Origin of the sequence: Microbacterium sp. LCT-H2, assembly GCF_001866135.1 — a bacterium.
Lineage (GTDB): Bacteria > Actinomycetota > Actinomycetes > Actinomycetales > Microbacteriaceae > Microbacterium.
Genome location: NZ_MODW01000004.1, coordinates 176,556 through 202,622 on the forward strand (window position 1 = coordinate 176,556; position 26,067 = coordinate 202,622).

Here is a 26,067-nt window from a genome sequence, read left to right on the forward strand (position 1 = left end):
TCGAGGAAGAAGCACGATGAAAGTTCCCGCACGCATTGTCGCTCTGGCAACCTTCACGATCGGCGCCCTGGCGCTCGTGAGCTGCACCGGAGGCGGTGCCGCGTCCGACGGCGCCGGCCCCATCGACACCTCCGGCGAGCTCAGCGGAACCATCCAGTTCCAGACCTGGTCGCTGAAGAACGAGAAGTTCACCCCCTACTTCGAAGACCTCATCGCGGCCTTCGAGGAGGAGCACCCGGATGTCACCGTCGAGTGGCTCGACCAGCCCGGCGACGGGTACCAGGAGAAGATCCTGAGCCAGGCGAACGCCGACACCCTTCCGGACGTGCTCAACCTGCCGCCCGACATCGCCTATCCGCTGGTCGCCGCCGGGAAGCTCGTCGACCTCGACACCGCCGACCCCGACCTGAAGACGGCCTACAACGCGGGCGCCTGGGACGCCTACAGCCAGTACCCCGGCGTCGAGGGCACCTATGGCCTGCCCTGGTATCTCTCCAGCGACGCGTCCTGGTGGAACCTCGCCCAGCTCGCCCCGTACGGCGTCACCGAGGAGAACCTCCCGACCACGGTCGACGAGCTGCTCACCCTCGCGAAGGACGTCGCCACGGAGTCCGGCGGCAAGGTCCAGCTCCTCTCCTCGATCCCGGCGCTGGACACCTTCACCGCCGCCGGCATGGAGGTCATCAACGACGAGGGCGAGTTCGACTTCAACACCGATGAGGCCGCCGCGATCATCGAGCAGTACGCCGACGCCTTCGCGGCGGGCGCGATGCCCGCCGAGGCACTGACCGGCGACTACGGCGGGAACGCGGAGGCGTACATCCAGGAGAAGGTCGCCTTCACGACCGGCGGCACCGGCTTCACGACCGATCTGCAGAAGGACGCCCCGGCACTGCTGGAGAACACCGTCGCCACCCCGCGCCTGGGTGTCGCCCCGCTCTATGTCCAGGGCCTCAACGTCTCCGCCGACTCCGACAACAAGGAAGCGGCTCTCGCGTTCGCCGAGTTCGCGACGAACGAGGAGAACCAGATCGCGTTCTCCTCGCTCGCGGTCGGCACCGCCCCCGGTACGGCCGACGGCGGCGACCAGGTCGTCGAGAACATCGCCTCCTCGGTCACGGACGAGAAGCAGCTCGCCGCCATCGACACCGTGTTCGGCGCGATGAAGGACGCCAAGGCGCTGCCGTTCCAGTGGACCTCGGACATGGCCACCTACATGACCCAGCAGATCGCCCTGGCCGTGAACGGCGAAGCCGACGCCAAGACGCAGCTCGACAAGATCGTCGAGTACGCCAACGCGAACCGCGTGGACCAGTGAGCATGCGCGTGGACACCGGCACCCGGCAGCGGAGGTCGACGATGAGATCCCACAAGTGGTTCACCCCGTGGCTGCTCCTCGCCCCCGCCGTGATCTGGGTGCTGGTGTTCGCGCTCTGGCCGTTCCTGAACACCGTCGTCCTCAGCTTCACGGACGCCCGCCCCCTGCGGACCCCGGAGTTCGTCGGCGGCGCGAACTACGAGCGCATGTTCGGCGACGAGATGTTCTGGAACGCGCTGACCACCTGCCTCATCTACGTGGTCGTATGCGTGCCGCTGCTCACGATCCTCCCGCTGCTCCTCGCCCTCCTCGTGCAGAAGAAGCTCCCCGGCATCTCGTTCTTCCGCACCACGTTCTACTTCCCCGTCATCGCCTCGGTCGTCGTGGTCGCCCTCATCTGGACGTGGCTGTTCGACAGCCGGGGCATCATCAACCAGACCCTGGAGTTCCTCGGCCTCATCGATCAGCCCATGGCCTTCCTCGTCGACCGCTGGCTGCTGCTCGGCTGCGCGATCCTGCTCACGGTGTGGAAGGGACTCGGGTACTACATGGTGGTGTACCTCGCCGCTCTGGGGAACGTGGGCAAGGAGCTGCACGAGGCCGCGATGCTCGACGGGGCGAGCTCGTTCCGCCGCTTCCTCTCCGTCACGATCCCGTCGGTGCGCGGGGCGATGCTCCTCATCGCCGTTCTCATCGCGGTGTCCGCCATGCGGGTGTTCGCCGAGCTCGACGTGCTCTCCAAGAGCACGGGCGGCCCCGGCGGCTACGACATGTCCCTCGTGATGCTCATCCGCCAGGTGGGGTCGGGCCTGAACGGCAACATCGGCTACGCATCCGCGATCAGCGTGGCGCTGTTCCTCCTCACGCTCGTGCCGCTCGCGGCGATCGCGTTCATGAACCGCGAGAAGAAGGCGAAGGTCTCCGCATGACGACTCTGACGACGCCCCCGGTGGAGAGCACTCCGCCGGTCCGGGACTCCGCGCGCCCGTCCCGCGAACGCATCTTCCGGCGCCGCGGCTCCGGCGACTTCAGCAAGCCCACACTCGGCGGACTCATCGGCCGGTACGCGCTGCTGCTGTTCGTCCTCTTCCTGGTGATCGGCCCCTTCGTCTGGCAGCTCTCCACCTCGTTCAAGGGCCCGCAGGAGAACATCTACTCCTTCCCGCCCGAGCTCATCCCCCGCGATCCGACACTGCAGAACTACACGAGGGTCGCCGACATCGTCCCCGTCTACCTCTACGCCTGGCACTCGCTGCTCGTCTCGCTCGGCACCGTGCTCAGCAACGTGATCCTGGCCACGTTCGCCGGCTACGCCCTGGGCTGCATGCGCTTCCGCGGGAAGTGGATCGTCATGGGCATCCTGCTGTCCACCCTGCTGTTCCCCGGCGAGGTCACCGTGACGAGCAACTTCCTCACCATCCGCGCCCTCGGGCTCGCCGACACCCTGTGGGGCGTTTTCCTGCCCGGAGCGATCAGCGCCATGAATGTGCTGCTCGTCGCCACCGCGTGCCGGATGATCCCGAAGGACGTGCTCGACGCGGCCACCGTCGACGGCGCGACCACGTGGCAGCGCATCCGGCACATCGTGTGGCCGAACATCCGCGGCATGGTGTCGGTCGTGGCGATCTTCGCCTTCATCGGCGCGTGGGACGACTACCTCTGGCCGCTCATCGTGCTCTCCGACCCGGCCAAGTACACCCTGACCGTCGGCATGGCGTACCTCAACAGCAGCTTCTCGGTCGATCCGCGACTCATCGCCGCCGGCACCATGATCGCGCTCGTGCCCATCGTCATCATGTTCTCGTTCACGCAGCGCTTCTTCTTCAAGGGCGTGCAGGAGGGTGCACTGAAGGGGTGAACGCGCCGCTGCTCCGCCCGGCCTCGGGGCCCGCGGATCCTCCGTCGTCGCGCCCGCACGCCGGGGTGCTCCCCGGAGTCGTGTTCGCGTACTCGTTCGATCCCTCCCACGGCGCGCAGCGGATCGATGTCCCCGGCCTCGACGGCATCGCCTTCACCCCGGACACCGTGCTGCACTGGGCGTTCTACGCCGACGGCCCCGCCGCGACCCTCGCCCCGTGGGCCGCGCTCGCCGTCGCCGTCGACGTGCGGACCCCCGACGGCAGCCGGCTGAGCGACATCGCCGCCGTCCGTGACCGCTACGACTTCCCGCCCACGGCCGAGGGGCAGTTCGCCGCCCGGTGGAGCATGCCCGAGCAGTGGAACGCCGACAGCGTCGCCCTCGCACCCCTCGCCGTCGGGAGGGGCACCGGCACGGGCACGGTCGAGCTCGTCTTCGGCACGGCCGAGCTGGCGACCACGCCGGAGGTGCCCGCCGAAGTCAGCGGCTTCGTCCAGGTCCGCGTCGAGGAGCGCCCTGCCCCCGGCGATCTCCCGCCCGTCGAGCGGGTCGACACCCGGCGCGGCTCCCACTCCGGCCCCCGCTTCTCCCGCGGGAACACGATCCCTGCGGTCGCCGTGCCGCACGGCTTCACCTTCGTCACGCCCGCGACCGACGCGGCGGACCCGCGCTGGCCCTATCGCCCGTTCCTGCACGACGATCCGCCGGGGCGGCGTCTCGAAGCCCTGCAGTTCTCGCACCAGCCCAGCCCGTGGATCGGTGATCGCTCGGTGCTCCAGCTCATGCCGTTCCGGGGGACGCCGAGGTCGGACAGGCAAGCCCGGCGCCGCTGGATCGTCCCCGAGAGCGAGCGCGCCCGCCCGCACGAGTACACCGCGGACCTCGGCGACGGGCTGCAGGTCGAGATGACCGCGACCTCGCATGCCGCCGCGTTCCGCGTGCGGTGCGAGGACCCGCGCGCCGCCGTGGGGTTCGTGATCGACCAGCTCACGGACGATGGCCGACTCACCTTCACGGACGCCGGCTTCGAGGGCTGGATTCCCGAGGGGCCCGAGGACTGGGGGAACGCGCCGCGCTGCTACTTCGCCGGCACGGTGCAGAGCGCCTCGGACGCCGCGCACGGCGCCCTCGACGACGACCGGCGTGCCAGGGTCGCGGGCTTCGTCCGCGCCGTGGGCGCCGTCGAGGTGCGGGTCGGTGTCTCGTTCCTCTCCATCGCGCAGGCTCGGCACAGCCTCGCCCTCGAGGCACCTCCCGCCGTCCCCTTCGACGAGCTCCGCGCCCGCGCGGCCACCGCGTGGAACCGCCTGCTCGGGCGCGTGACGATCCCCGCGCTCCCCGAGGCCGAGCGTCCGTTCCGCGGCCTGGCCGACGAGGAGCAGCGCGCCCGGATCGCCGCCGCACTCCACCGGATGCACCTGTATCCGAACACGGCGGCGGAGAATGCGGGCACCGCGGACGCGCCGGAATGGCGGTTCGCCGACGTGTTCGCGCCCCGGACCACCTTCGGAGAGACCACCACCGGGGCGCCGGTCGCGGAGGGCGAGCTCGTCGTCAACAACGGCTACTGGGACACGTACCGCACGGAGTGGCCCGCGCTCGCGCTCCTCGACCCCGCGCTGGCCGGACGCCTGCTGGACGGGCAGCTCACCCAGTATCGCCGCGGCGGCTGGATGGCCCGCTGGAGCGCCCCCGGGTACGTCGACAGCATGGTCGGCACCTCGAGCGACCAGATCTTCGCCGACGCCGCACGGTGGGACGTGCCCTTCGACCGGGAGACGGCGTTCGAGAGCGGGTGGCGTCACGCGTGCGAACCGGGACCCGATCCGCGACGGGGTCGCAAGGGCATCGGCCGCGGGCGCTTCCTCGGCTTCATCCCGTCCGACGTCCCGGAGGGGATGAGTTGGAGCATCGAGAACGCCGTGAGCGACGCCGCCCTCGGCTGGTTCGCCGCCCGACTCGCGGCATCGGCGACGGCGGCGGACCAGGCCGCGCGCTATCGGGCCTTCGCGCGGTACTTCGCGAATCGCTCCCGCGCGGCGCGCGTGCTCTTCGACCCGGCGTCCGGATTCTTCCGCGGTCGCGCGGCGGACGGCTTGTTCGCTCCGATTTTCGATCCTCGGGTCTGGGGCGGGGACAACGTCGAGACGAACGCCTGGGGCATGTCGGTCGGCACGGTGCACGACGGGCCGGGACTCACGGCGCTGCACGGCGGGCGGACCGGACTCGGCCGGCACCTCGACGCCCTCTTCGCGGAGCCGGAGACCGCCGACGAGCGCTTCGGCGGCGCGTACGGCACGGTCATCCACGAGCAGCGCGAAGCCCGCGCCCAGCGGTCGGGCATGTGCGCCCTGTCGAATCAGCCGGCCCATCACATCCCCTTCATGTACGCCTTCAGCGACCGGCCGTGGCACAGCGCGGGCCTCGTGCACGGCCTCGCACGCCGTCTCTTCGCCGGTGCCCACATCGGCCAGGGCTTCCCGGGCGACGAGGACAACGGGGAGATGAGCGGCTGGTGGCTCTGGGCCGCGCTCGGCCTGTATCCCCTGGAACTCGCGGCGGGGTCTCTGCGCATCGGGTCGCCGCTCTCGGACGACATCCGGGTCGCACGCGGAGACGGCTCGTCGCTGCGCATCCGCTCGCGACGGAGCTCCCCCGGCGCGCACGTGCTGGAGGACGCACGACTGGACGGACGCCGACTGTCCACCGCCGACTTCCCGATCGACGCACTCCAGGGAGATGCGGTGCTCGAGCTCGTGTTCGGCACGGACCCGGCGCGCGCGCTGGAGAGCGGAGAGGACACGCTCGACGCTGCGCCATGGCGCCGCGACCTCACGGGCGGAGAGGGAGAGGCCGTCGCCTCCGCGGATGTCGGCGAGGCGCGGCGCCTGTTCGACGACGGCGACCCGCAGGGTGACGAGGGCGTCCGGCTGCCGGAGGGCTCGTGGGTGGGCTGGCGATTCCCCTCGCCCCGCGGCCTCACCGACATCACCGTCACGAGCCGCGAGCCCGTCGCGGCCGGTGTGCTGCGCGGGGAGGTGGAGGGGGCCGATGGATGCTGGCACCCGCTCACCACGACGCACCTCGAAGACCTGGCGCCCGATCGCACGACACCGTTCGCTCTGGAGACGCGGGTCGTGACCTCGGCCGTCCGCATCCGCGCGGAGGCCGAGGTCACGCTCCGTCAGATCGAGCTCTTCGATCTGGACTGACCGGTACCAATGCCCCCGACCGGCGGCGGATGCTGGCGGCGCACGCGGATTCCGACGATGCTGGACGCATGCGCGCCCTCCGACTCCTCTGGCGATACCCGGTCATCACGCTCACGGTCATCGTCTTCGTCGTGGTCGGGGTGCTGCACGCCACAGGCGAAGCGACCATCGGCCGGTGGATCGCCACGGTCTTCGTGGCTGCGGTGGTCGTGTGGACCCTCGTCGGCATGGTGCGCGACGTGCTCCGCGGTCATGTCGGGCTCGACATCCTCGCCGTCGTCGCCATGGTGGCGACCCTCGCCGTCGGCGAGTACATCGCGGCGCTCATCATCGTCCTGATGCTCTCCGGCGGCGAGGCACTGGAGGACTTCGCGGGCCGCCGGGCCAAGCGCGACCTCTCGGCACTGCTGGACCGCTCACCGCGCAGCGCTCATGTCCTCATCCACCCCGAGGATGCGGACTCGGACGAGGCGAGGGAGGTCCCCGTCGACGATGTGGCCGTGGGCGACGTGCTCCTCGTGCGCCCGGCGGAGATCATCCCCGTGGACGGCGAACTGCTCACCGACAGCGCGTCGTTCGACGAATCCTCGCTCACGGGCGAGAGCCTGCCCGTGACGCGTGGCGCGGGCGACGAGGTGCTGTCGGGCGCGATCAACGGCAGCCGAGCCATCCGTCTCCGCGCCCTGCGCACGGGTGCCGACAGCCAGTACCAGCAGATCGTGGCGCTGGTCGCCCAGGCCGAGTCCTCCCACGCTCCCATCGTGCGTCTCGCCGACCGGTTCGCTATCCCGTTCACCGCCGTCGCGCTCGTGCTCGCGGGGACGGCGTGGGCGATCTCCGGCGACGCCACGCGGTTCGCCGAAGTGCTCGTGCTGGCGACGCCCTGTCCGCTGCTGATCGCCGCACCCGTCGCCTTCCTCGGCGGGCTCTCGCGGGCCGCGAAGTCGGGCGTCATCATGAAGAGCGGTGCGGTGATCGAGCAGATCGCGCGGGTGCGCTCGGCCGCGTTCGACAAGACCGGGACGCTCACCCAGGGGAGGCCGGAGCTCGTCGACGTGCGACCGGCGCCAGGCTTCGATGCGGATGAGATCCTGCGACTCGCCGCCTCGGCCGAGCAGTATTCCTCGCACGTGCTCGCCGACGGCATCCGTCGCGCCGCCTCCGCCCGAGGCCTGTCCCTGCACGGTGCGACCGAGGCGAGCGAGACCGCGACGAACGGGGTGTCCGCGACGATCGGCGGCCGCGCGGTCGTGGTGGGCAAGCCCGCGTACGTCGCCTCTCTCGCCCCCGACACCGTGCGGGCGGAGCTGGCGCCGGGACAGGCCGCCGCCTATGTCGCCGTGGACGGACGGTTCGCGGGGGTCCTGGTCCTCGCCGATGCCGCCCGCCCGGAGGCGTCGGCCGTGATCTCGTGGCTGCGGACGCACGAGGTCGATCGACTCGCGATGCTGACCGGGGATGTGGAGACCACCGCGGCGTCGATCGGACGGCAGGTCGGGATCGACGAGATCCACGCCGAGCTCCTGCCGCCCGAGAAGGTGCGTCTGGCCGCCGAGATGCAACCACGGCCCGTGCTGATGGTCGGCGACGGTGTGAACGACGCCCCGGTGCTGGCAGCGGCCGACATCGGCATCGCGATGGGCGCGAAGGGAGCGACGGCCGCCGGGGACGCCGCCGACGTCGTCATCCTCGTGGATTCGCTCGCCAAGGTCGTCGACGCCGTCGCGATCGGACGGCACACCCTCCGTGTCGCCCTCACCGCCATCTGGATCGGCATCGGTCTGAGCGTGGGGCTGATGGTCGTGGCGATGACCGGTGTCATCCCCGCGGTCGTCGGCGCACTGGTGCAGGAGCTCGTCGACCTCGCGACGATCCTCTACGCCCTGCGCGCGCTGAGCGGTCCGCCGAGCGACCTCCGCCCCTCCGCCTGAGCGCTGTTCGTGCACCGCGCGCGGTGCGCCACTCCCGTCCACAGTTTCCGTGGTCGTGGCTCTGTCGCTGCGGAATACCGTGACAGCCTGAGACCCCGGACTCAGACTGGAGGCATGACCTTGGACGACCCGCAGGTATGGACACTGATCGGCGTCTTCGCCGCCGTGATGCTCGGCGGCATGACGCTCATGACCTCGCAGCTCAGCCGCGTGATCCGTGCGGAGGTGGACCGCATCGACGGCACGCTCTCCGCACGGATCGACCGCATCGACGGCACGCTCTCCGCACGGATCGACGGCCTCGACGCCCGGCTCGGACGCATCGAGACGAAGGTCGACGATCTCGACAGGGAGCTCACGAACCTCGCGACGCGGTTCTGGCGCTCGCAGTGACCGGCACGCAGCCTCAGATCGCCACGTCGCCGACGAGGTTGACCTTGATGCCCATGCCGTCGAACATCGCGGCCTTGGCGATCAGCGCCTTGTCCGCGGTCTCGGCATCGGGGGCGTAGACGAGCTGCGCGTGGTTCGCCTTGTGCCGCGCCATGAACTGGTCGCGCGAGATGCCGTGCAGCACCACGTGGGCGATCGGCCACTCCGGGTTCGTGGCGTCCTTCCGGCGCTGCGTCTCCTCCGCGGGAAGCTCGACGACCGACGCGCGGAAGATGTCCGCCTGCAGGACCCCTTCGGCGATGAACACCCGGGAGAGCACGACCTCGCCGGGCTTCGAGACACCGTTGATCGTGGCGCCGCCCGCAGGGAAGAAGACGTGCCCCTGGCGCCAGCCCTCCGCGTTCTGCCAGCCGCCGAGGTGGGAGGCCGGCACCGAGCCGGAGATCTCGTACACCCAGACGAACTGCCCGTCGTGGTCCTCCCCCCAGCGCACGTCGTGGAGGGTGTTGTCGGGCACGAGCCCCATCGCGCGCCAGACACGGTCGGTCACGAGCGCATCGACGGCGACGCCCTCGTCAGCCTCGTTGAAGTGCGGGAACGCGCGCCCTTCGTGCAGCACGCGGGAGCCGTCGCGCGAGGTCACCGGCGGGCGCTCGGTGGAGTTCAGGATCCCCTCCGCCAGGTCCGACGCCGGGACGAGATCCTTCAAGCCCTGCTGGTACTGGATGCCGACCGCGTCGAGGCCGAAGTCGTCGGCGATGCGGAGGGCGGCGATGTACATCTTTAGCTGCCACTGCACCTGCTCGCGGGTGAGCTCGGTCGCGGCGTCCTCGCCGTAGCGGAAGGTCATGCCGCGCTCGATCAGCCAGTCGTAGGCGGCGTCGGCCTCCTCCTCGGTGACGTTCAGCATCTCCGCGTAGAGAGCCGACTGCGACAGGCGCTCCTTGTAGATGCCGGTCTGGTTGAGGAGCTCGTCGTCGAAGATGGCGTTGTACATGCCCATGCAGCCCTCGTCGAAGACGCCGATGATGGCCTTCTCGGCGCGCAGCTCCGCGGCGAGCGCCTCGCCGAGCTGCTTCTCCGGGCTGTCCGGCAGTGCGGGGAGCGGACGCACGTGGGAGGCATCGTGGGTGATGGTGCCGGTCTCCGTCCACTCCCGGATGCCGTCGCGGAACCAGTCGTCGGTGAAGTCGACCGACCAGATCGTCGCGTACGGCTTGTCCATCTTCGTCAGGCCCGCGTTGAGGCCGAGGAGGCCGACGAGGCCGGGCCAGTCGCCCGCGAAGTTCGCCACCGTGAGGATCGGGCCCTCGTGCGTGCGGAGGCCCGCGAGCACGTGGTGCGAGTACTGCCACACGGCCTCGGCGACGATGAGCGGCGCGTCGACGGGGATGTTCTTGAAGACCTCGAGCCCCATGCGCTGGCTGGAGATGAAGCCGTGACCGGTCTCCGGGTCGACCTCATTGGCGCGCACGACCGTCCAGCCGAGGTCGTTCAGCACGCCGGTGACCCCGGCCTCGAGCTCGACCTGGGTGGGCCAGCCGGCCGTGTTGGCCGACTCTCGGAGGTCGCCGGAGGCGATCAGGTAGGCGGTCTTCGGCGCAGCGGCGGGACGGGAGGCCGGGGTGGGCAGGGTGTAGGCGGTCATGAGTTCTCCGGGGTCGCGGGGGTGGGGGATCCGTCGCGCTGGGCGGCGGCGAGTTCATGGACGACGTTCTTCGAGCCGTCGTAAAGGCGCACGTAGCGGTCGAAGAGGGCGTCGGCGAAGGGGCGCAGAGCCTCGTCCGGGCGGACGGTGTCAGCGATGGGGTTCCAGTCGGTGATCGCGGGCGCGGCACCGTCGGCGGCCGTGGCCGTCGCCGCGAGGAAGGCGGCGCCGTAGCTCGCGCCGATCGTGGTCTGCGGCACCTCCTGCACGAGCCCGGTGATGTCCGAGACGATCTGCAGCCACAGCCGTCCCTGCGTGCCGCCGCCGACCGCCACGATGCGGCGGATGTCGGCGCCGGCGGCTCGCATGGTCTCGACGTTGTGGCGCACGCCCAGCGCGGTGGCCTCGAGGGCAGCGCGGTAGAGGTCTCCTCGGGTGTGCCGGAGGGTGAGCCCGGCGATGACCCCGCGGGCGTCGGGATCCTGGATCGGGGTGCGCTCACCGGCGAAGTACGGCAGCATCAGCAGGCCGTTCGCGCCGGGCCCCGACTCCTCCGCCTCGGCGAGCAGCGCCGGGTAGTCGGCACCGGAGAGGTCCTTCAGCCACGCGGTGAGCGCTCCGGATGTGGACAGCCCGCCGGCGAGGTTGCGCGTGCCCGCGAAGGCGCCGGCCGTCGTCCACATCGAGGGCGTGCGGAGGGTCTGCTCCCCGGTCGCGACGAGGAACATCGTCGTGCCGTACATCAGCATGAGGTCGCCGACCTCGTGGGCGCCGACGCTCACCGCCTCGGTCCAGGCGTCGATCGTGCCGGTGATGACCGGGGTCCCCTCGGGCAGGCCGGTCAAGGCGGCCGCAGCGGTGGTCACGGTGCCCGCGACCTCCCCCGCCCAGCGCAGCGGCGGCTGCTCGATCGTCCCGGCGAACCGCTGCCACCAGGGGTCGTGCCACTGCTCGCCCTCGATGTCGTACAGCGGCGAGACCTGGCTGGCGGACTGGTGGTCGAGGACGTAGGCGCCGGTGAGCTTGCGGACCAGCCAGGAGGCGGGCATGTAGAGCCGCCGTGCGCGCTGCCAGGCTCCCGGCTCCTCCTCGGCGACCCAGGCGATCTTCGGCCCACCGGCCTGCGAGGTGAGCGTCGAGCCGCCCACGCGGGTGATCTCCTCGGCGCCGAGCTCCGCCGTCATGCGCTCGATCTGCGCGGTGGAACGGGTGTCGACACCGTAGAGGATCGCGGGGCGCACGGGCTCGTCGTCCTCGTCGGCGAGCAGGACGCACGGGCCCATGCCGCTCACGCCGACGCCCACGACCTCCGCGTCGGGGACCGCGGCGAGAAGGTCGGTGGCCAGCTCGACGAACTCGTCCCACCAGATCCGGCCGTCCATCTCGACCCATCCGGACTGCGGACGGGAGACGTCGTGCGCGCGGGTCGCCGTCGCGAGGATCGTGCCGGCGGGGTCCACGAGGACGCCTTTGCTGCTGGACGTGCCGATGTCCACCCCGAGGGTGCAGCGCATGGTCTCTCCTTCGATCCCGACGGGCCGTGCGGGCCCGGATCCAGGCTACGCGAAATCGATTTCATGATGCAAGGCACGGACTGATCCTCCACAAGTGATCGTGGCTCCGTGAGACTCCACGATCTGCGTCGTCACCGCGAAAGAAGGGCCGCTCAGCACCGGAATACCGTGACATCCTGACCCCTCCGATCGAGACTGGAGGCATGCCCTTGAACGACCCGCAGGTATGGACGCTGATCGGCATCTTCGTCACGACGATGCTCGGCGGCATGACCCTCATGACGACGCAGTTCGGTCGCGTGCTCCGTGCGGAGATCGGCGGGCTGCGCGGAGAGATCACCGGCGAGATCGGCAGGCTCCGCATCGACATGACCACCGAGACCACACGACTACGCAGTGAGATGGGTGCGCTCCGCATCGACATGACCACCGAGATCTCCGGGCTCCGCACCGATACGAGCACCGAGGCCGCGGGCCTCCGCACCGATGTGACGAACGAGGTCAGCGGACTCCACGGGGCATTGGCGGCGCTGCACGCAGCGATGATGCGCGAGGTCGGAGGGCTGCGCGCGGCGATCGGAGCGCTGCACGGAGCGATGATCGGGCTCCGTGGCGAGATGATCGGCCTCCGTGGCGAGATGACCGCACGGCTCGACGGCCTCGATCACCGCCTCGATCGATTGGAGGTGAAGGTCGACGATCTCGACAAGGAGATGACGAACCTCGCGGCACGATTCTGGCGCTCGCAGTAGAAGCGTCCGGTTCAGGCGCGCGCGGCCGCGCGCTGCACCTCGCCGGAGAGCACGATCGTCCGGGCCGGTTGCTCGTCGCCCTTGATCCGATCCAGCAGCATCCGGGCCGCCGTCACACCCATGAGCCGCGCGGGGAGCCGCACGACGGTGACGGCGGACGGGGACAACGTCGTGAAGGGCAACGATCCGATGACCGCGACGCCGAACTGCGGCGGGGTGAGTCCGCGCTCCGTGAGCACCTGGATCGCGCCGACGCCGATGAGGTTGTTTCCGGCGACCACCGCGTCCGGCGGCTCCGGCAGCGCGAGGAGCTCCTCCATGGCCGCGCGCCCGCCGTCGACACGGAACGTGGCGAAGCGCTGGAGCGAGGAGAGGTCATGATCGGAATCCATCGCCGAAAGGGCTTCCCGCCAGCCTTCCGCCCGCTCGGCCGCGGTATCGATGTGCGCGGGGCCGCCGATGTACGCGATGCGGCGATACCCGGCGTCGAGCAGGCTCTGCGTCGCTGCGGCTCCCGCCTCCCGGTTGGCCATCACCACGCCGTCGATGTCGGTGACCGTGCGACGGTCCACGGCGACCACCGGCCGCCCCGTCGCCCGCACCGGGGCGAGATCCGAGTGCTCATCCGCCGTCGCGATGATCACCCCCGACATGTTCTCGGCGATCGCGATCCGGAGGTACGTCGCCTCCTTCTCGACCTGGGCGTCGGAGTTGCACAGCACGACGGAATACCCCGCTTCGGACGCCGCGTCCTCCACGCCACGGGCCATCTCGGTGAAGTACGGGTTCTCGATGTCCGGGATGACCAGGGCGATGACCTCGGAGCTCTGCGTCCGCAGGGTACGCGCGGTCCGGTTCGGGGTGAAGCGCAGTTCCTCGGCCGCCGCCCGCACGGCCGCCGCCTTCTCCTCCGACACGCTCGTGCCGTTGAAGACGCGCGAGACGGTGGCCGGGGAGACGCCGGCCTGCCGCGCGACGTCGTAGATCGTGGCCATGGGCACCCACTGTAACCGGTTTCAGCCCTCTCAGACCTCCGCAACGAACCGTCAGCGGTGCGCGGCAACCACCTGTGCGACGGCCGCCCGCTCGTCGGCGGAGGGTTCGGCGATCGCCATACGACAGTGCGTGTCCACGACGTCGAGCACGCGGTACGCCTCCTTCATGCGCGCCATGTCGCCGCCGATGAGCGCGACGACATCGTCCACGGCGGTCTGTGCCGCGGCGATGGCGTCCGCATCGCCCGAACGTCCGGCGTCGGCGAGGGCACGGAAGGGCTTTGGCGTCACGGAGGAGACGCCCGAGACGACGCCCTGCGCGCCCGCTTCGACGGCCGCGATGAGGTCACGGTCGGCGCCGGTGTAGAGCTCGAAGTCGGCCGGCACCACCGCGCGGTACGCCGCGATGTCGTCGAGGGGGAGCTCGCTCACCTTGGCCCCGACCACGTTCGGCAGGGCGGCGATGCGCACGAGCAGTTCCGGCGAGACGGGGTTCCCGCTGCGCGCGGGGTAGATGTAGACGTAGAGGCGCCCCTCCCCCACGGCCGCCGAGATGGCGCGATAGTAGTCGAGGATCGCGTCATCCGTGGCACGCAGGTAGTAGGGGGTGAGGGCCGCGAACTCCGTGGCCCCCAGCTCCTTCGCGATGCCCACCAGGCGCACGGCCTCGAAGGTGCTCGGCTGCCCGACGTGCACGATGACGCGCATCCGGTCGGCCAGCTCCTCCAGCGCCGCTCCCACGAGTCCCCGGAACTCATCCGCGTCCACGGCGGGGAACTCGCCCGTGGTGCCGAGGACGAACGCGCCCTCGTTGCCCGAGTCGGCCACGAACCGGAAGATCGCGCGCGACCCCTCGAGGTCGAGGGCACCATCGCGGTGGAACGCGGTCGGGACGGCGGTCAGGATGTCGTAGCGGGTCACTTCTCGGTCTCCTCGGGGGTCGTGCTCTGGCGGTTCTTGCGGTCGGCGCGTCCCCGGCGCGCACCGGCGTCGACGTTGCGGACCGTGGAGGTGAGCAGGTCGGGCTGCGCCGCGAGTTCGTCGTGCGCCTTCTCGATCTGCACGATGCTGTCGGCGTGGAGGATCGAGTCCTCCACCGAGGCCCGCTCTGCCCGGGGCGTGCGGGCGGCACGGATCGCCGGCATCACGATCGACAGCACGGCCAGCGCGAGCAGCACGAGGGCGATGGGACTGACGACCTCGAAGAACGGCCGCGTCGGCAGGATCGCCAGCGTGCGGGCGAGGTTCTCCTCGGCGAGCGGACCGAGCAGGAGGCCGAGCACCACGGGTCCGGCCGGAACCTGCATGCGCTTGAGCAGAACGCCGATCACACCGAAGACGAGCATCGTGACGACCGTCGACAGGCTGTTCGAGGTGGCGTACGTGCCGATGATGCAGAAGATGAGGATGCCGCTCCACAGGTACGGCTGCGGCACGTCGAGCAGCTTGACCATGCCCTTCATCCGTACGAGGCTCAGCGCGAGCGACAGGAGGGTCGCGACGAGCATGATCCCGACGATCGAGACGACGAGGTCGGGACGGTTGGTGAACAGCGTGGGCCCGGGGGTGATGCCCCAGATGATCATCGAGCCGATCATGACCGCCATCACGGAGTCCCCGGGGATGCCGAGCGCCATCGTCGTGGTGAGCGAGCCGCCGAGCGTGGCACTGGAGGCGGTATCGGACGCGGCGACGCCCTCGATCGACCCCTTGCCGAACATCTCCGGGTGCTTCGACGCCTTGCGCGCCCGCTCCCAGCCGATGAGCCCGGCGATGTCGCCGCCGGCCGCCGGAATGAGGCCGACCCCGAGGCCCACCGCCCCGCCGACCGCGGTGGCCCGTCCGCTCTGCTTCAGCTCGGCGCGGTTCGGCCACCACCGGCCGAGGCTCGAGATCGGTCGGATATGCGACTTCCGGTGCGTAAGGAGCTGATCGAACAGCTCGGCGATGCCGAAGAGCCCGATGATGACGGCGATGAAGTTCACGCCCTCGACCAGTTCCAGCACACCGAACGTGAAGCGCTGGTCGGCGGTGGCCGCATAGGTGCCGACGCTGCCGAGCATGAGTCCGAAGAGACCGGCCAGGATGCCCTTGAGCATCGACTTCGACGAGATGCCGATCATGATCGCGATGCCGAAGACGACGAGCGCGAACAGCTCGGGCGACTTGAAGTAGTCCCGGGCGAAGCTGGCGATCGGCACGGCGGCGACCGAGAAGAGCACGAGCGAGGCGAGGATGCCGACGGCCGAGACGATGGCCGAGATGGTCAGCGCGAGCCCGGCCCTGCCTTGCTTCGCCATCGGATAGCCGTCGAGGGTGGTGGCGATGGACGCGGGAGTCCCCGGGGTGTTGATGAGGATGGACGGCACCCGGTCGCCGAAGTTCGCCGCGACGTAGATCGTCAGCAGCACCGCGAGGCCCTGCACCGGTTCGAGGGTCATGGTGAAGCCGGCCGCGAGCGCGACGGCCATGGTCGCGGTGATGCCGGGAAAGGCACCGACCATGAAGCCGAGGACGAGGCCGACCGCCATGTACAGCAGGATCGAGATGTCGAGGAGCGAGTTCAGCCCCTCCAGGAGCGCGTTCACAGGGGGATCCTCAGGAGCATGCCGAAGACGACGTAGACGAACGCCGTGACGGCGGCGGAGTAGATGACGAGGCTCAGCCAGCGGCGGTGGCCGTAGAGGAGCATCAGTGCGGCCATGAGCAGGGCGCAGGCGATCGGGAAGACCTCGATCCGGTAGCCGAAGAGGATGACCGAGCCGAGGGCCCAGAGTGCGATGAAGGCACCGGCGATCGCGATCGTCACGACCACCCGGAGGACGCCGCCCGGCTGGATGCGCTCGAGGTCCTCCCGCGTGGGTGCCGGTCGCGTGATCGCCACGGCGAGCAGGGCGATCGCGATCACGACGCCGGTCACGCCGATGACGAGCGGCCAGAAGCGCGCGTCGATCTGTCCGGGGGCGGCCTCGCGGCGCAGCGGGATCTGCGTGGCGAGGAAGAGATAGCCGGCGGTGATCGCGAGGGCGACGGCGGCGAACGCGATCTCGAGGGGTCGCGAGGCGGTCGCCCCCTCGTAGCCGCCCGGCGCGGCCGACTCGGCCGCGGTGTCGGGGCTGGTCATGGTGCTCCTTCGTCGGAGGGCCCGGTGGGGTCGGCGCGTGCCGACCCCACCGGGGGTGTTCAGCCCAGGAGGTCCTGGAACAGGGCGAACTGGTCGTCGACGAACCCGGTCCACTCCGCGGAGTCGCGGTAGACCACGAGGTTGCCGGCGTCCGCCTGGAACTTCTGGTAGCTCTCGGACTCCACGGCCTCCTTGACGGCGGCCTCGAGGGCGTCGTGCACGTCGTCGGGCAGGCCGCCCGGGGCGTAGATGCCGCCCCAGCCGCCGAAGACGACGTCTTCGCCGATGGCCTCCTCGACCGTCTCGACGTCCTCCGCGTCCGGGTGACGCTCGTCGTTCATGACCGCGAGGATGCGGATAGCCTCGCCCTGCGCGAGGGCCTCGCCGAGTCCGGAGACCGCGGCGACGGTCTCACCGGATGCGGCGGCCGCGACCGCCGTGGCGCCACCGTCGTAGGGGACCGGGGTGAAGTCGGCGTCCGTGGCCTTGCCGAGACCGAGGGTGGCGGCCTCCCAGATCGAGCCGGCGCCGGAGTTCGCGACCGTGACCGCGCCGGACTTCGCCTGGGTCACGAGGTCGTCGAGGGTCTCGATGCCGCTGTTGGCACCTACCGTGATGACGCCGGGGGCGAGCATGATCTGTCCGAGCAGGTCGAAGTCGTCGGGCAGCACGTCGGCGCTCTGGGTCGTGTTGAGCATCGCGATCTCGACGGGCGCGAAGCCGATGACGTAGCCGTCTGGATCCTGCGAGCCGACGTACTCCATCGCGAGGGCTCCCGCAGCACCGGGCATGTTCTCCGGGATCACGCTGACGCCGAGGATCTTCTCGAGCTCGGTGGCGAGCGCGCGGGACGACAGGTCGGAGCCGCCGCCGGGGTTGGCCTGGATGATCAGCCGGATGTCGTCCTCGGGATAGGTCGAGGCGGCCCCCTCGCTCTCGTCGACCTTCGTGCAGGCCGACAGCACCAGAGCGGTGGCGGCGAGGGCGGCGAAGGCAGCGGCCGCCCGAGTGATGCGCATGCGGGGCATCTTTGCTCCTCTACGTGGGTCGACCGTGTTGTCGACACCGCGAGGCTACCAGTGTTGACTGTTAACAGTCAACACTGACGGGGTCACCGCACCCGACACACGGCCAGGAGGTGCGGGCTGAGCTCCCGGATTCCGGGGACGGTGCTCCCGGCTCGCGCCAGCAGGAGAGCCGCCTGCGTGAGCGCCGTCTCCTCGGCGGGCATCCCTTCCAGCAACAGCCCGCCGGGCCCTTCGACGCCATGCACCTCCAGGACGTCGAGTCCGGCGGCGACAGCCTCCTCGGCGAGCGACTCCGCCGTATGGAAGTGCCCCGCCGGGAAGCGACCCCGCGAGGAGGGCGCCCCGTGTTCCAGCAGTGCGCCGTGTTCGTCGTCGAGGTGGAGGTCGGTGACGCCCAGCGCGAGCTGACCGAATCCGATGAACCGCGAGAGGCCGGCCGCGAACACCCATCCGCCGGATCTCACCACCCGTGCGGCCTCGCCGAGCGCCTGGAGACGGTCCGCGCGGTCGGCCAGGTGGTACAGCGGGCCGAGGAGAAGGGCGGCATCGAAGCTATCCGCGGCGAACGGCAGCGAGCGCGCGTCGCCCACGCGGGCGTCCACACCTCGCTCCGCCGCACTCCGGACATGACCCCGCACCGGGTCGACGAGGGTGACCCGATGTCCGCGGTCGAGGAGCGAGCGCGCATGGACGCCCGCCCCGCCTCCGACATCGATCACGCGACCCTCGGCGAGGTGCTCCGCGATCAGCTCCTGGATGCGCTGGTGCTCCAGCGGCCCCTGCGCCGACCGGGTCGTCAACCGCGCCGCTTCGTCGAACTGCTCCTCGTAGTAGTCGCGGATCCGCTCATCGAGCTCGCGCTGGTCCATGGTCGCCCTCCGATCGGTAGGCCTCCATCATCCACGCCCGCCTGCGCGAAGGACGGCGCCAGGCGGGGATGCCCGCCTGGCGCCGTCCCTCCGCGTCTGGCCGGGCTAGCCGGCCGTGGCGTTCTCGTACGCACGCATCGCGGCCTCCTGCGCTTCCTTCAACGCGTCCTCCGGCGACTTGTCCCCGAGCAGCGCCGCCGTGATGGCGTTGTTGAGCTCGTTCTGGATCTCCTGGCCCGCCGGGGAGGAGCCGAACGACTGCCCGTAGTCCACCACGTCGTAGTAGGTGGAGATGACCTGGTCGAAGCCGGCGTTGCCGCTGTCGGTGACGAAGGTCTCTCGGATCGACTGGTCAGCGGACCGCGACCCGGTGAACAGCCCGGTGTTGATCCCGCCGTCGGTCTTCAGGGTCTCGGCACGCGCCTCGCCCGCCGCATTCCACGCGTCGTCGGAGGTGAGGTTGACCATCCACGCGCACGCCGCCGCGGGGTTCTCCGCGCCGGCCGGGATCACGAATGCGGTGCCGGAGGCGACCGAGAACGGCTCCCCGTCGGCGTTCCGGAACGGCACGGCCTCCAGGTCGATCTGGTCGGCGTAGGGGCTGAGCACGTTCGGATACCACTGCGCGTTCACCTGCGCCCCGACCTGCTGGGCGACGAACTGGTTCTGGTCGCCGAAGGCGTCGAACGAGTCGCTGAAGCTCTTGACGGCTGCGAAGCCGCCCTGCGCGTCGGTGATCTGCTTGAGCATCTCGATGCCGGCCACGTTGCTGGGGTCGTCCAGGGTGGGCGCCCCCTTCTCATCGTTGAGCTGGCCGCCCATGCCGAGGATCCACAGCCCGGCCTGGCCGGTCGCGACCGGGTCGAACCCGAGCCGCGTGGGCACGCCGCCTGACTCCTGGTACATCTTCTCGATCGCGCCGAGCAGCACGTCGGGCTTGGAGGTGTCGATCTCGTCCGCCGTCACCCCCGCCTCGTCGAGCACGGCCTTGTTCAGCAGGATCGCCGGCGGCTGGTAGAACTGCGGCACCGCCCACACCGGATCGTCGTAGGTGACGTCGTCGACGACGAAGGGGTACCAGTGGTCGCGCGGCGAGACGTCCTGGGCGGCGAAGCACTCGTCGAGCGGCATGATGAGGTCCTGCGCGGCATAGGTGGTCACGTACCGGCGGTCCATCTGCACGACGTCGGGCACGTCACCGCTCGCGATGCGGGTGGTGAACTTCTGCGCGTCGAAGGCCGTCGCGTCGAGATCGACCTCGACGTCCTTCAGCTGCTCGGCGGCGTAGTCCATGCGCGAGGTCCCGACGTTGTCGGCGTTCTCGAAGCCCCACGCCTTCAGCGTGCCGCTCGGCTCCGCACCGAAGTCGGCGTCGGCTGCCTGGTCGTCTCCCCCTCCCCCGCCGCACCCGGCGAGGACGAGGACGGATGCCGCGGCGACCGCGGTGATTCCCAGCATGCGTGTGCGCATGACTGCTCCTTTCGATCTGTGGTTCGTCATCCCTTGCGCCCCTGGGTCGCGACGCCCTCGATGAAGGCGCGCTGCCCGAAGGCGAAGAGGATGAGCATCGGGAGGGTCACCAGGAGGGAGGCGACCATGACGTACTGGTAGTCGCCGTGACCGCCCGCGGTGGGGCTGTACTTGGTCATGGCGTAGGCGATGCCGAGCGGCGCGGTGAACTCGTCCACCGATCCGGCGTTGAGGTAGATGAGGGCGGCCTGGAGGTTGTTCCAGCTGGCCTGGAACTCGAACAGGAACACGATGACGAACGACGGGATCGACAGCGGCATCGCGATCCGCCAGAACAGTCCCCAGGCGCTGGCCCCGTCGAGCCGCGCCGCCTCGAACAGCTCCCGCGGCAGGCCGAGGAAGAACTGGCGCTGCAGGAAGATGTAGAAGGCCGAGCCGAAGAGGTTCATGCCCCACAGCGGCACCCAGGTGCCGAGGAGTCCGGTCTCCTTCCAGATGAGGTAGATCGGGATCATCGTCACCGCGCCGGGGAGCATCATCGTCGCGAGCACGAGGCCGAACAGCAGCCCGCGCCCCGGGAAGCGGAAGTAGGCGAACCCGAACGCGACGATCGAGCTGGAGATCGCGACGGCACCGGCGGCGAGCAGCGCGATGGCGATGCTGTTGCCCATCCAGTTCAGCAACGGGAGCTGATTCCACACCTCGACGTAGTTCTCCGGCACGAAGGTCTTCGGGATGAGGGCGTTGTCGAACACCTCTCCCCGCGGCTTGAAGCTCGCCGCGATGAGCCATGCGAACGGATACAGGAACAGCAGCGCGAACAGCACGAGGATGACGTTCAGGACGATCCGGGCGACGAGGCTCTTCGGCTGCCGCAGCCGCCGTCGCCAGCGCGAACGGGCGGCGACGGTGGTCGTGAACGTGCCCGGGGCCTTCTCGGACTCCGCCTCGACGGGGACCTGACGCAGGGTCTGGGACATCAGCGGTCTCCCTCGTAGTAGACGAAGCGGTTGCCGACCTTCACCTGGATGAGCGTGATGATCATGATGAGGACGAACAGCAGCCATGCCATCGCCGCCGCGAAGCCGAAGTTGAACTGCCGGAACGCCTGCTGGAACAGGTAGATCGCGTAGAAGAGGGAGGCCTCCGGCGACGAGTTGCTCTGATCCCGCCAGAACAGCAGGTACGCCTGGTCGAAGATCTGGAACGCGGCGATCGACAGCACGATGACGTTGAAGAACATCGCCCCCGAGATCATCGGGAGGGTGATCGAGAAGAACTTCCTGATCGGTCCCCCGTTCCGTCGAGCGAGGCCACCTCGTACAGCTCGACGGGCACGTTCTTCAGCGCCGCGAGGAAGATCACCATGGTTCCCGCGACCGTCCACAGCGTCATGATCACGATGCTCGGCTTGACCCACGCGGGGTCGACGAGCCACTGCGGTCCCTGGATGCCGAACACCCGGAGGAACTGGTTGATCGCGCCGGAGTTGCCGTTCAGGAGCAGGAAGAACACGGCGGCGGTCGCGACGGCCGGCGTCATCTTCGGCAGGTAGTAGAGCACGCGGAAGGCTCCGGCACCGCGCCCGACGCGGTTGAGCAGCAGAGCGAGGATGAGCGCGAACACGATCTCCAGCGGCACCGCCATCACCACGTAGAACAGCGTGTTCGCGAGCGAGACGCCCACCCGGGGGTCCTCGAACAGGTTGGCGTAGTTGTCGATCCCGACGGGGCGGGCGCTGTTCGTGGCGAGGTTGTAGCTGCTGAACGAGATGTACAGGCTGTAGACCATCGCGCCGGCCGTGAAGATGAGGAATCCGAGGAGCCAGGGAGAGATGAACAGATAGCCGGCGAGGGCCTCTCGGCGGTTGTACCGGTCCCGCTGGCGGGTCTTGATCGGCATCCACCTGCCTCCTGTCCGAGGACGCGCAGACACGGCGGTCCCGTCCTGGCGCGATGCTAGGTCCGCAGAAGCGGTTCCCCTCGGGGCTTGCGCAGAACCGTTTCCTGTGGTTCACCTGAATGCCCACTCGGCGCGCTGATTCCCTGGATGACGTTCCTCAATAGGATGTGGGGAATAAACACGGAGGAGGGCCGGGGGAATGTTCGACGAGCGACGGCGACAGGCAGCGCTCGAGGAACTGGGGATCCTTGACACACCACCCGATGAGCGGGTGGATCGGGTGGCACGACTGGCGAAGGAGATGTTCGGCGTGCCGATGGTCAGCGTCTCGCTGATCGACCGCGACCGGCAGTGGCGCAAATCGCAGATCGGCCTCGGGGGGAACGAGGCACCGCGACAGGACTCGTTCTGCGACTACACCGTGTCGCAGGACCGGACGGTGGTGGTGGAGGACGCGAGCACGACCGACCTCTTCGCCGAGAACCCGTTCGTGACCGGCGATCCGCACCTCCGCTTCTATGCGGCCCATCCGCTGCACGCGCCGGGCGGCGAGCCGGTCGGGACGCTGTGCGTGCTCGACACGGAGCCGCACACCTTCACCGACGCCCAGCAGGACCTCCTGCGTGACCTCGCGTTCTGGGTGCAGACGGAGCTTGCCCAGGATGCGGACATCGACCATGCCGCCGTGGTGCAGCGGGCGCTGCGCCCGCGGGTGCACCCGGAGGTCGAGGGCTACACGATCGCCGCCGGGGCCGCCCCCCGAGGGATGCTCGCGGGGGACTACTACGACTTCTCCCGTCACGGCGACGCGATCCGCGTCACCCTCGCGGACGCGATGGGCAAGGGCACCGGGCCGGCCCTGGTCGCGGCCACCGTGCGGGCGTCGCTGCGCACGGCACCGGAGCGCTCGCTGGCCGACGCCGTGATCGAGGTGGACCGCCTGCTCGAGGACGACCTCGCCGACACGTCGATGTTCGTGACCGCGGTCGTCGCGGAGCTGCGACCCGAGACGGGAGAGCTCGAGGTCATCGACGCCGGACACAGCCTGGCGTTCATCGTCCGTTCGGACGGATCGTGGACGCCTCTCCGTTCCACGAACCTGCCGCTGGGAATGGGGATGGGCATCGCCGACCCCCGGGTGCCGATGACCGCGCGACTCGAGGTCGGCGACGCCTTCCTCTGCTGCAGCGACGGACTCCTCGACGTGCTCGACGCCGACGATCCGTTCGGTCACGTCGAGCGCGTGCTCACCGCGATGGGACCCGACGGTGCCGTGCGCGAGGCCCTGCGACTCGCGAACGACGACCGCGCCACCGACGACATCACCGTCGTGGTGGTGCGGAGGGACGCATGACCGCGCGGTTCGCGACCATCCGCGTCCTGGCCCTGCTGTCGGTCCTGCTCGGCGTCAACTACGTCGCCTGGCGGTGGCTGGAGTCGGTGAACTGGTCTGCCTGGTGGATCGCGGTGCCGCTCGTGATCGCCGAGACCTACAGCCTCATCGACACGTTCCTCTTCTGTCTGACGATGTGGCGCGCGAAGGAGCGTCCCGCGCCGGTGTCGCCGCCGCAGGGCACGGTCGACGTGTTCATCACGACCTACGATGAGCCGATCGGGCTCGTCATGACGACGGCGAAGGCGGCGAAGCGGATCGCCTATCCGCACTCCACCTGGATCCTCGACGACGGCTCCCGCCCCGAACTCGAGGCGGAGGCCCGAGCGGCCGGCGTGGGCTACCTCACGCGTTCCGAGGACTGGACCGGCAAACCCCGGCACGCCAAGGCCGGCAATCTCAACAGCGCGCTCTTCCAGACCGATGGCGAGTTCCTCCTCATCCTCGACGCCGACCAGGTGCCGGATCCGCTGATCCTGCACCGCACGCTCGGGTACTTCGCCGATGACCCGGAAGTCGCCCTCGTGCAGACGCCGCAGTGGTTCGTTAACGTCGACGAAGCCGATCCGCTCGGCAGCCAGGCGCCGCTGTTCTACGGGCCGATCCAGCAGGGGAAGGACGGCTGGAACGCGGCCTTCTTCTGCGGGTCGAACGCCGTGCTCCGCCGCGAAGCCCTCATGCAGCTCGGCATCGTCGGCTACGTGCGGAACGTGACCGACTCCGCCGCGCGGGCGCTGAAGACCTCCGAGGCGCTGATCGCCCGCGAGGCCGAGACCGCGACGGACCCGGCCCTCGCCACGGAGCTCGGAGCGCTCCGTATCGCGATCGCGCGCGGCCGCAAGGAGCTCGCCGCGGGGACGTCGGTCGCCGAGGTCGCCGCCCGGGTGGGCGACGCGGTCGACGATGCCTCCCGCATTCTCGTGGCCCACGACCTCGACGGCATCCGCGCCGACCTCGCCGTGATCGAATCCCTGCCGGTGCAGCATGACGCCGATCTCGGACAGGTGATCGTGGACGAAGCGGGGCTCGAAGCCCTCGCCGCCTCCGACCTTTCCCCCCTCACCGCCGTGGAGGCCGTCCGCGGACTGCTCGACGCGCTCCGCCTCGACCGGGCCGATGAGGCGCAGCCGATCCTCCCCCTCGCCACGATCTCGGTGACGGAGGACATGGCGACCGCGATGCAGCTGCACGCCCTCGGCTGGAAGAGCGTCTACCACCACGAGATCCTGGCGCACGGCCTCGCCCCGGAAGACCTCCGGACGATGCTCACGCAGCGCCTGCGGTGGGCGCAGGGGACGCTGCAGGTGATGCTGCGCGACAACCCCCTGGCCAAGCGCGGGCTCTCGGTGGGGCAGCGCCTCATGTACTTCGCGACGATGTGGAGCTACCTCTCCGGCTTCGCGGCGATCGTCTACCTCGCCGCCCCGGTGATCTACCTCGTGTTCGGGGTGCTCCCCGTCACCGCCTGGTCGGTCGACTTCTTCGTGCGGTTCCTGCCGTACTTCCTCGTCAACCAGGCGCTGTTCCTCGTGGTCGCCAAGGGGGTGAAGACCTGGCGCGGTCAGCAGTACTCGCTCGCGCTATTCCCCGTGTGGATCCGCGCATGCTGGACGGCCTTCGCCAACGTCGTGCTCGGTCGGCCGCTGTCCTTCGCCGTGACGCGGAAGGACGGCCGGGATCCGCGCGGCGTCCCGTGGCGGGAGATCTGGCCGCAGCTGACCGCCATGGTCGTGCTCGTGATCGCCCTCGTCATCGGGGTCGCCCGGGTCATCGTCGGCACCGGCGACGGCACCGGAACCCTCGTCAACACGGCCTGGGTCCTGTACGACCTGGTCGTCCTCAGTGTCATCATCCAGGCGGCGCGCTATCGCGGTCCCGCCGCGCAGGTCCTCGAGAAGGAGTCGAATGAACGTCAGCACTGACACCAGGGACGGCTACGCCGTCGTCACGATCACGGGGCGCCTGACCGCCTCGGGGGCGCCGTTGCTGCGCAACGCGGTGAGCGATCTGGTCACCGCCGGGCAGCCGCGCATCGCGATCGATCTGAGCGGCACCGAGTTCGTCGACTCCTCCGGCCTCGGGGCCCTCGTCGGCGGCCTCAAGAGCGCCCGCGTGGCGGGCGGCGATCTGCGCATCGCCGCCGTCCCCGAGGCCGTGCGCACCGTCCTCCACCTCACCAACCTGGACCGCGTGCTCCGCGACTACCCGACGCCGGAATCGGCGTTCGATGGACGCTGAGACCCGGTCCTTCCACATCGACGGGCCCGCCGGGCTCGCCCTCGTCGACCGCGCCCTCGATGAGCTCGACCGGCTCTGGTCTGAGGCTCCGGAGGTTCCGGCTCAGGACCAGGTGCTGTTCGCCCTCGCGCTCAGCGAGGTCACGACCAACGTCGCGCAGCACAACGAGCACGCGGACGTCGTGCTGAGCATCGACGTCCGCGTGACGGCCGAGGAGGCGCGCGCCTACGTCCGCGACAGCGCCCCGCCGGCACCGATCGACTGGGACGCGGTGACGATGCCGGGCGAGGAGGCGGAGAGCGGACGCGGACTCGCGCTGTCGCAGGCGGCGCTCGACGAGTTCACCCACACGGTCACCGATCTCGGCAACACCTGGATCCTCGTGCGGCGCGTGGACCCCGCGCGCGCGGCGGGCGACTAGG

21 protein-coding genes and 1 pseudogene are annotated in these 26,067 nt (G+C 69.9%); 11 read left to right on the forward strand and 11 right to left on the reverse strand.

Annotated features, from left to right (window positions below):
- Window positions 1-16 precede the first annotated feature (16 nt).
- The 6 genes from BK819_RS11550 to BK819_RS11575 all read left to right on the forward strand — a co-directional run bounded on the left by BK819_RS11550 (window position 17) and on the right by BK819_RS11575 (window position 8,712).
- Entirely contained in the window at window positions 17-1,318 is a 1,302-nt protein-coding gene (locus BK819_RS11550) for an ABC transporter substrate-binding protein (RefSeq protein WP_071329271.1), read from the forward strand.
- Between the two features lie 41 nt (window positions 1,319-1,359).
- Entirely contained in the window at window positions 1,360-2,247 is an 888-nt protein-coding gene (locus tag BK819_RS11555) for a carbohydrate ABC transporter permease (protein ID WP_025102636.1), read from the forward strand.
- The gene (locus BK819_RS11560; protein ID WP_071329272.1) at window positions 2,244-3,176 is read left to right on the forward strand and encodes a carbohydrate ABC transporter permease; all 933 of its coding nucleotides are present in this window, start codon (window positions 2,244-2,246) and stop codon (window positions 3,174-3,176) included. Before BK819_RS11555 ends, BK819_RS11560 begins: the two co-directional genes overlap by 4 nt.
- Window positions 3,173-6,388, forward strand: a complete 3,216-nt coding sequence (locus BK819_RS11565) for a GH92 family glycosyl hydrolase (RefSeq protein ID WP_071329273.1) — start codon at window positions 3,173-3,175, stop codon at window positions 6,386-6,388. The genes BK819_RS11560 and BK819_RS11565 overlap by 4 nt, the downstream gene beginning before the upstream one ends.
- A 68-nt stretch (window positions 6,389-6,456) precedes the next feature.
- On the forward strand, window positions 6,457-8,319 hold the full coding sequence (locus BK819_RS11570) for a heavy metal translocating P-type ATPase (RefSeq protein WP_071329274.1): 1,863 nt from the start codon (window positions 6,457-6,459) through the stop codon (window positions 8,317-8,319).
- Between the two features lie 114 nt (window positions 8,320-8,433).
- Window positions 8,434-8,712, forward strand: coding sequence for a hypothetical protein (locus tag BK819_RS11575; RefSeq protein WP_071329275.1), 279 nt, complete (start codon window positions 8,434-8,436; stop codon window positions 8,710-8,712).
- Window positions 8,713-8,725: 13 nt separating this feature from the next.
- On the opposite strand, the gene BK819_RS11580 is transcribed toward BK819_RS11575, so the two are convergent.
- Window positions 8,726-10,360 carry a fucose isomerase gene (locus BK819_RS11580; RefSeq protein WP_071329276.1) on the reverse strand — a complete coding sequence of 545 codons (1,635 nt, stop codon included), beginning with the start codon at window positions 10,358-10,360 and terminating at the stop codon, window positions 8,726-8,728.
- Window positions 10,357-11,874 (reverse strand): FGGY-family carbohydrate kinase, encoded by a 1,518-nt coding sequence (locus BK819_RS11585; protein WP_071329277.1) that lies wholly within the window; start codon window positions 11,872-11,874, stop codon window positions 10,357-10,359. The genes BK819_RS11580 and BK819_RS11585 overlap by 4 nt, the downstream gene beginning before the upstream one ends.
- A 203-nt stretch (window positions 11,875-12,077) precedes the next feature.
- Between BK819_RS11585 and BK819_RS16565 the strand changes: the two genes are divergently transcribed.
- A complete protein-coding gene (locus BK819_RS16565; protein ID WP_071329278.1) occupies window positions 12,078-12,626 on the forward strand; it encodes a hypothetical protein in 549 nt (182 codons plus the stop codon).
- An 11-nt stretch (window positions 12,627-12,637) separates the two neighbouring features.
- On the opposite strand, the gene BK819_RS11595 is transcribed toward BK819_RS16565, so the two are convergent.
- From BK819_RS11595 to BK819_RS11635, 9 genes and pseudogenes are all read right to left on the reverse strand, one after another.
- A complete protein-coding gene (locus BK819_RS11595; protein ID WP_071329279.1) occupies window positions 12,638-13,621 on the reverse strand; it encodes a LacI family DNA-binding transcriptional regulator in 984 nt (327 codons plus the stop codon).
- 51 nt (window positions 13,622-13,672) lie between these two features.
- Window positions 13,673-14,542 carry a dihydrodipicolinate synthase family protein gene (locus BK819_RS11600; RefSeq protein ID WP_071329280.1) on the reverse strand — a complete coding sequence of 290 codons (870 nt, stop codon included), beginning with the start codon at window positions 14,540-14,542 and terminating at the stop codon, window positions 13,673-13,675.
- Window positions 14,539-16,209, reverse strand: coding sequence for a tripartite tricarboxylate transporter permease (locus BK819_RS11605; RefSeq protein WP_071329281.1), 1,671 nt, complete (start codon window positions 16,207-16,209; stop codon window positions 14,539-14,541). Before BK819_RS11605 ends, BK819_RS11600 begins: the two co-directional genes overlap by 4 nt.
- A complete protein-coding gene (locus tag BK819_RS11610) occupies window positions 16,206-16,745 on the reverse strand; it encodes a tripartite tricarboxylate transporter TctB family protein (RefSeq protein ID WP_071329282.1) in 540 nt (179 codons plus the stop codon). Before BK819_RS11610 ends, BK819_RS11605 begins: the two co-directional genes overlap by 4 nt.
- A gap of 59 nt (window positions 16,746-16,804) precedes the next feature.
- The gene (locus BK819_RS11615) at window positions 16,805-17,764 is read right to left on the reverse strand and encodes a tripartite tricarboxylate transporter substrate binding protein (protein WP_256209454.1); all 960 of its coding nucleotides are present in this window, start codon (window positions 17,762-17,764) and stop codon (window positions 16,805-16,807) included.
- Between the two features lie 92 nt (window positions 17,765-17,856).
- A complete protein-coding gene (locus BK819_RS11620) occupies window positions 17,857-18,642 on the reverse strand; it encodes a bifunctional 2-polyprenyl-6-hydroxyphenol methylase/3-demethylubiquinol 3-O-methyltransferase UbiG (protein ID WP_071329284.1) in 786 nt (261 codons plus the stop codon).
- 105 nt (window positions 18,643-18,747) lie between these two features.
- Window positions 18,748-20,112, reverse strand: coding sequence for an extracellular solute-binding protein (locus tag BK819_RS11625; protein ID WP_071329285.1), 1,365 nt, complete (start codon window positions 20,110-20,112; stop codon window positions 18,748-18,750).
- Window positions 20,113-20,138: 26 nt separating this feature from the next.
- Window positions 20,139-21,092, reverse strand: coding sequence for a carbohydrate ABC transporter permease (locus BK819_RS11630; RefSeq protein WP_143049285.1), 954 nt, complete (start codon window positions 21,090-21,092; stop codon window positions 20,139-20,141).
- A pseudogene (locus tag BK819_RS11635) lies at window positions 21,092-22,014 on the reverse strand (carbohydrate ABC transporter permease). Before BK819_RS11635 ends, BK819_RS11630 begins: the two are co-directional and overlap by 1 nt.
- Window positions 22,015-22,213: 199 nt before the next feature.
- Here BK819_RS11635 and BK819_RS11640 point away from each other — a divergent pair.
- Genes BK819_RS11640 through BK819_RS11655 form a run of 4 tightly spaced genes read left to right on the forward strand, consistent with a single transcriptional unit; the run spans window position 22,214 to window position 26,066 of the window.
- Window positions 22,214-23,368: a PP2C family protein-serine/threonine phosphatase gene (locus BK819_RS11640; RefSeq protein ID WP_071329286.1), complete on the forward strand. Its 1,155-nt coding sequence runs from the start codon at window positions 22,214-22,216 to the stop codon at window positions 23,366-23,368.
- A complete protein-coding gene (locus tag BK819_RS11645; RefSeq protein ID WP_071329287.1) occupies window positions 23,365-25,329 on the forward strand; it encodes a glycosyltransferase family 2 protein in 1,965 nt (654 codons plus the stop codon). Before BK819_RS11640 ends, BK819_RS11645 begins: the two co-directional genes overlap by 4 nt.
- Window positions 25,313-25,645, forward strand: a complete 333-nt coding sequence (locus BK819_RS11650) for an STAS domain-containing protein (RefSeq protein ID WP_071329288.1) — start codon at window positions 25,313-25,315, stop codon at window positions 25,643-25,645. Before BK819_RS11645 ends, BK819_RS11650 begins: the two co-directional genes overlap by 17 nt.
- Window positions 25,635-26,066, forward strand: coding sequence for an ATP-binding protein (locus BK819_RS11655; RefSeq protein ID WP_071329289.1), 432 nt, complete (start codon window positions 25,635-25,637; stop codon window positions 26,064-26,066). The genes BK819_RS11650 and BK819_RS11655 overlap by 11 nt, the downstream gene beginning before the upstream one ends.
- Window position 26,067: the final 1 nt, after the last annotated feature.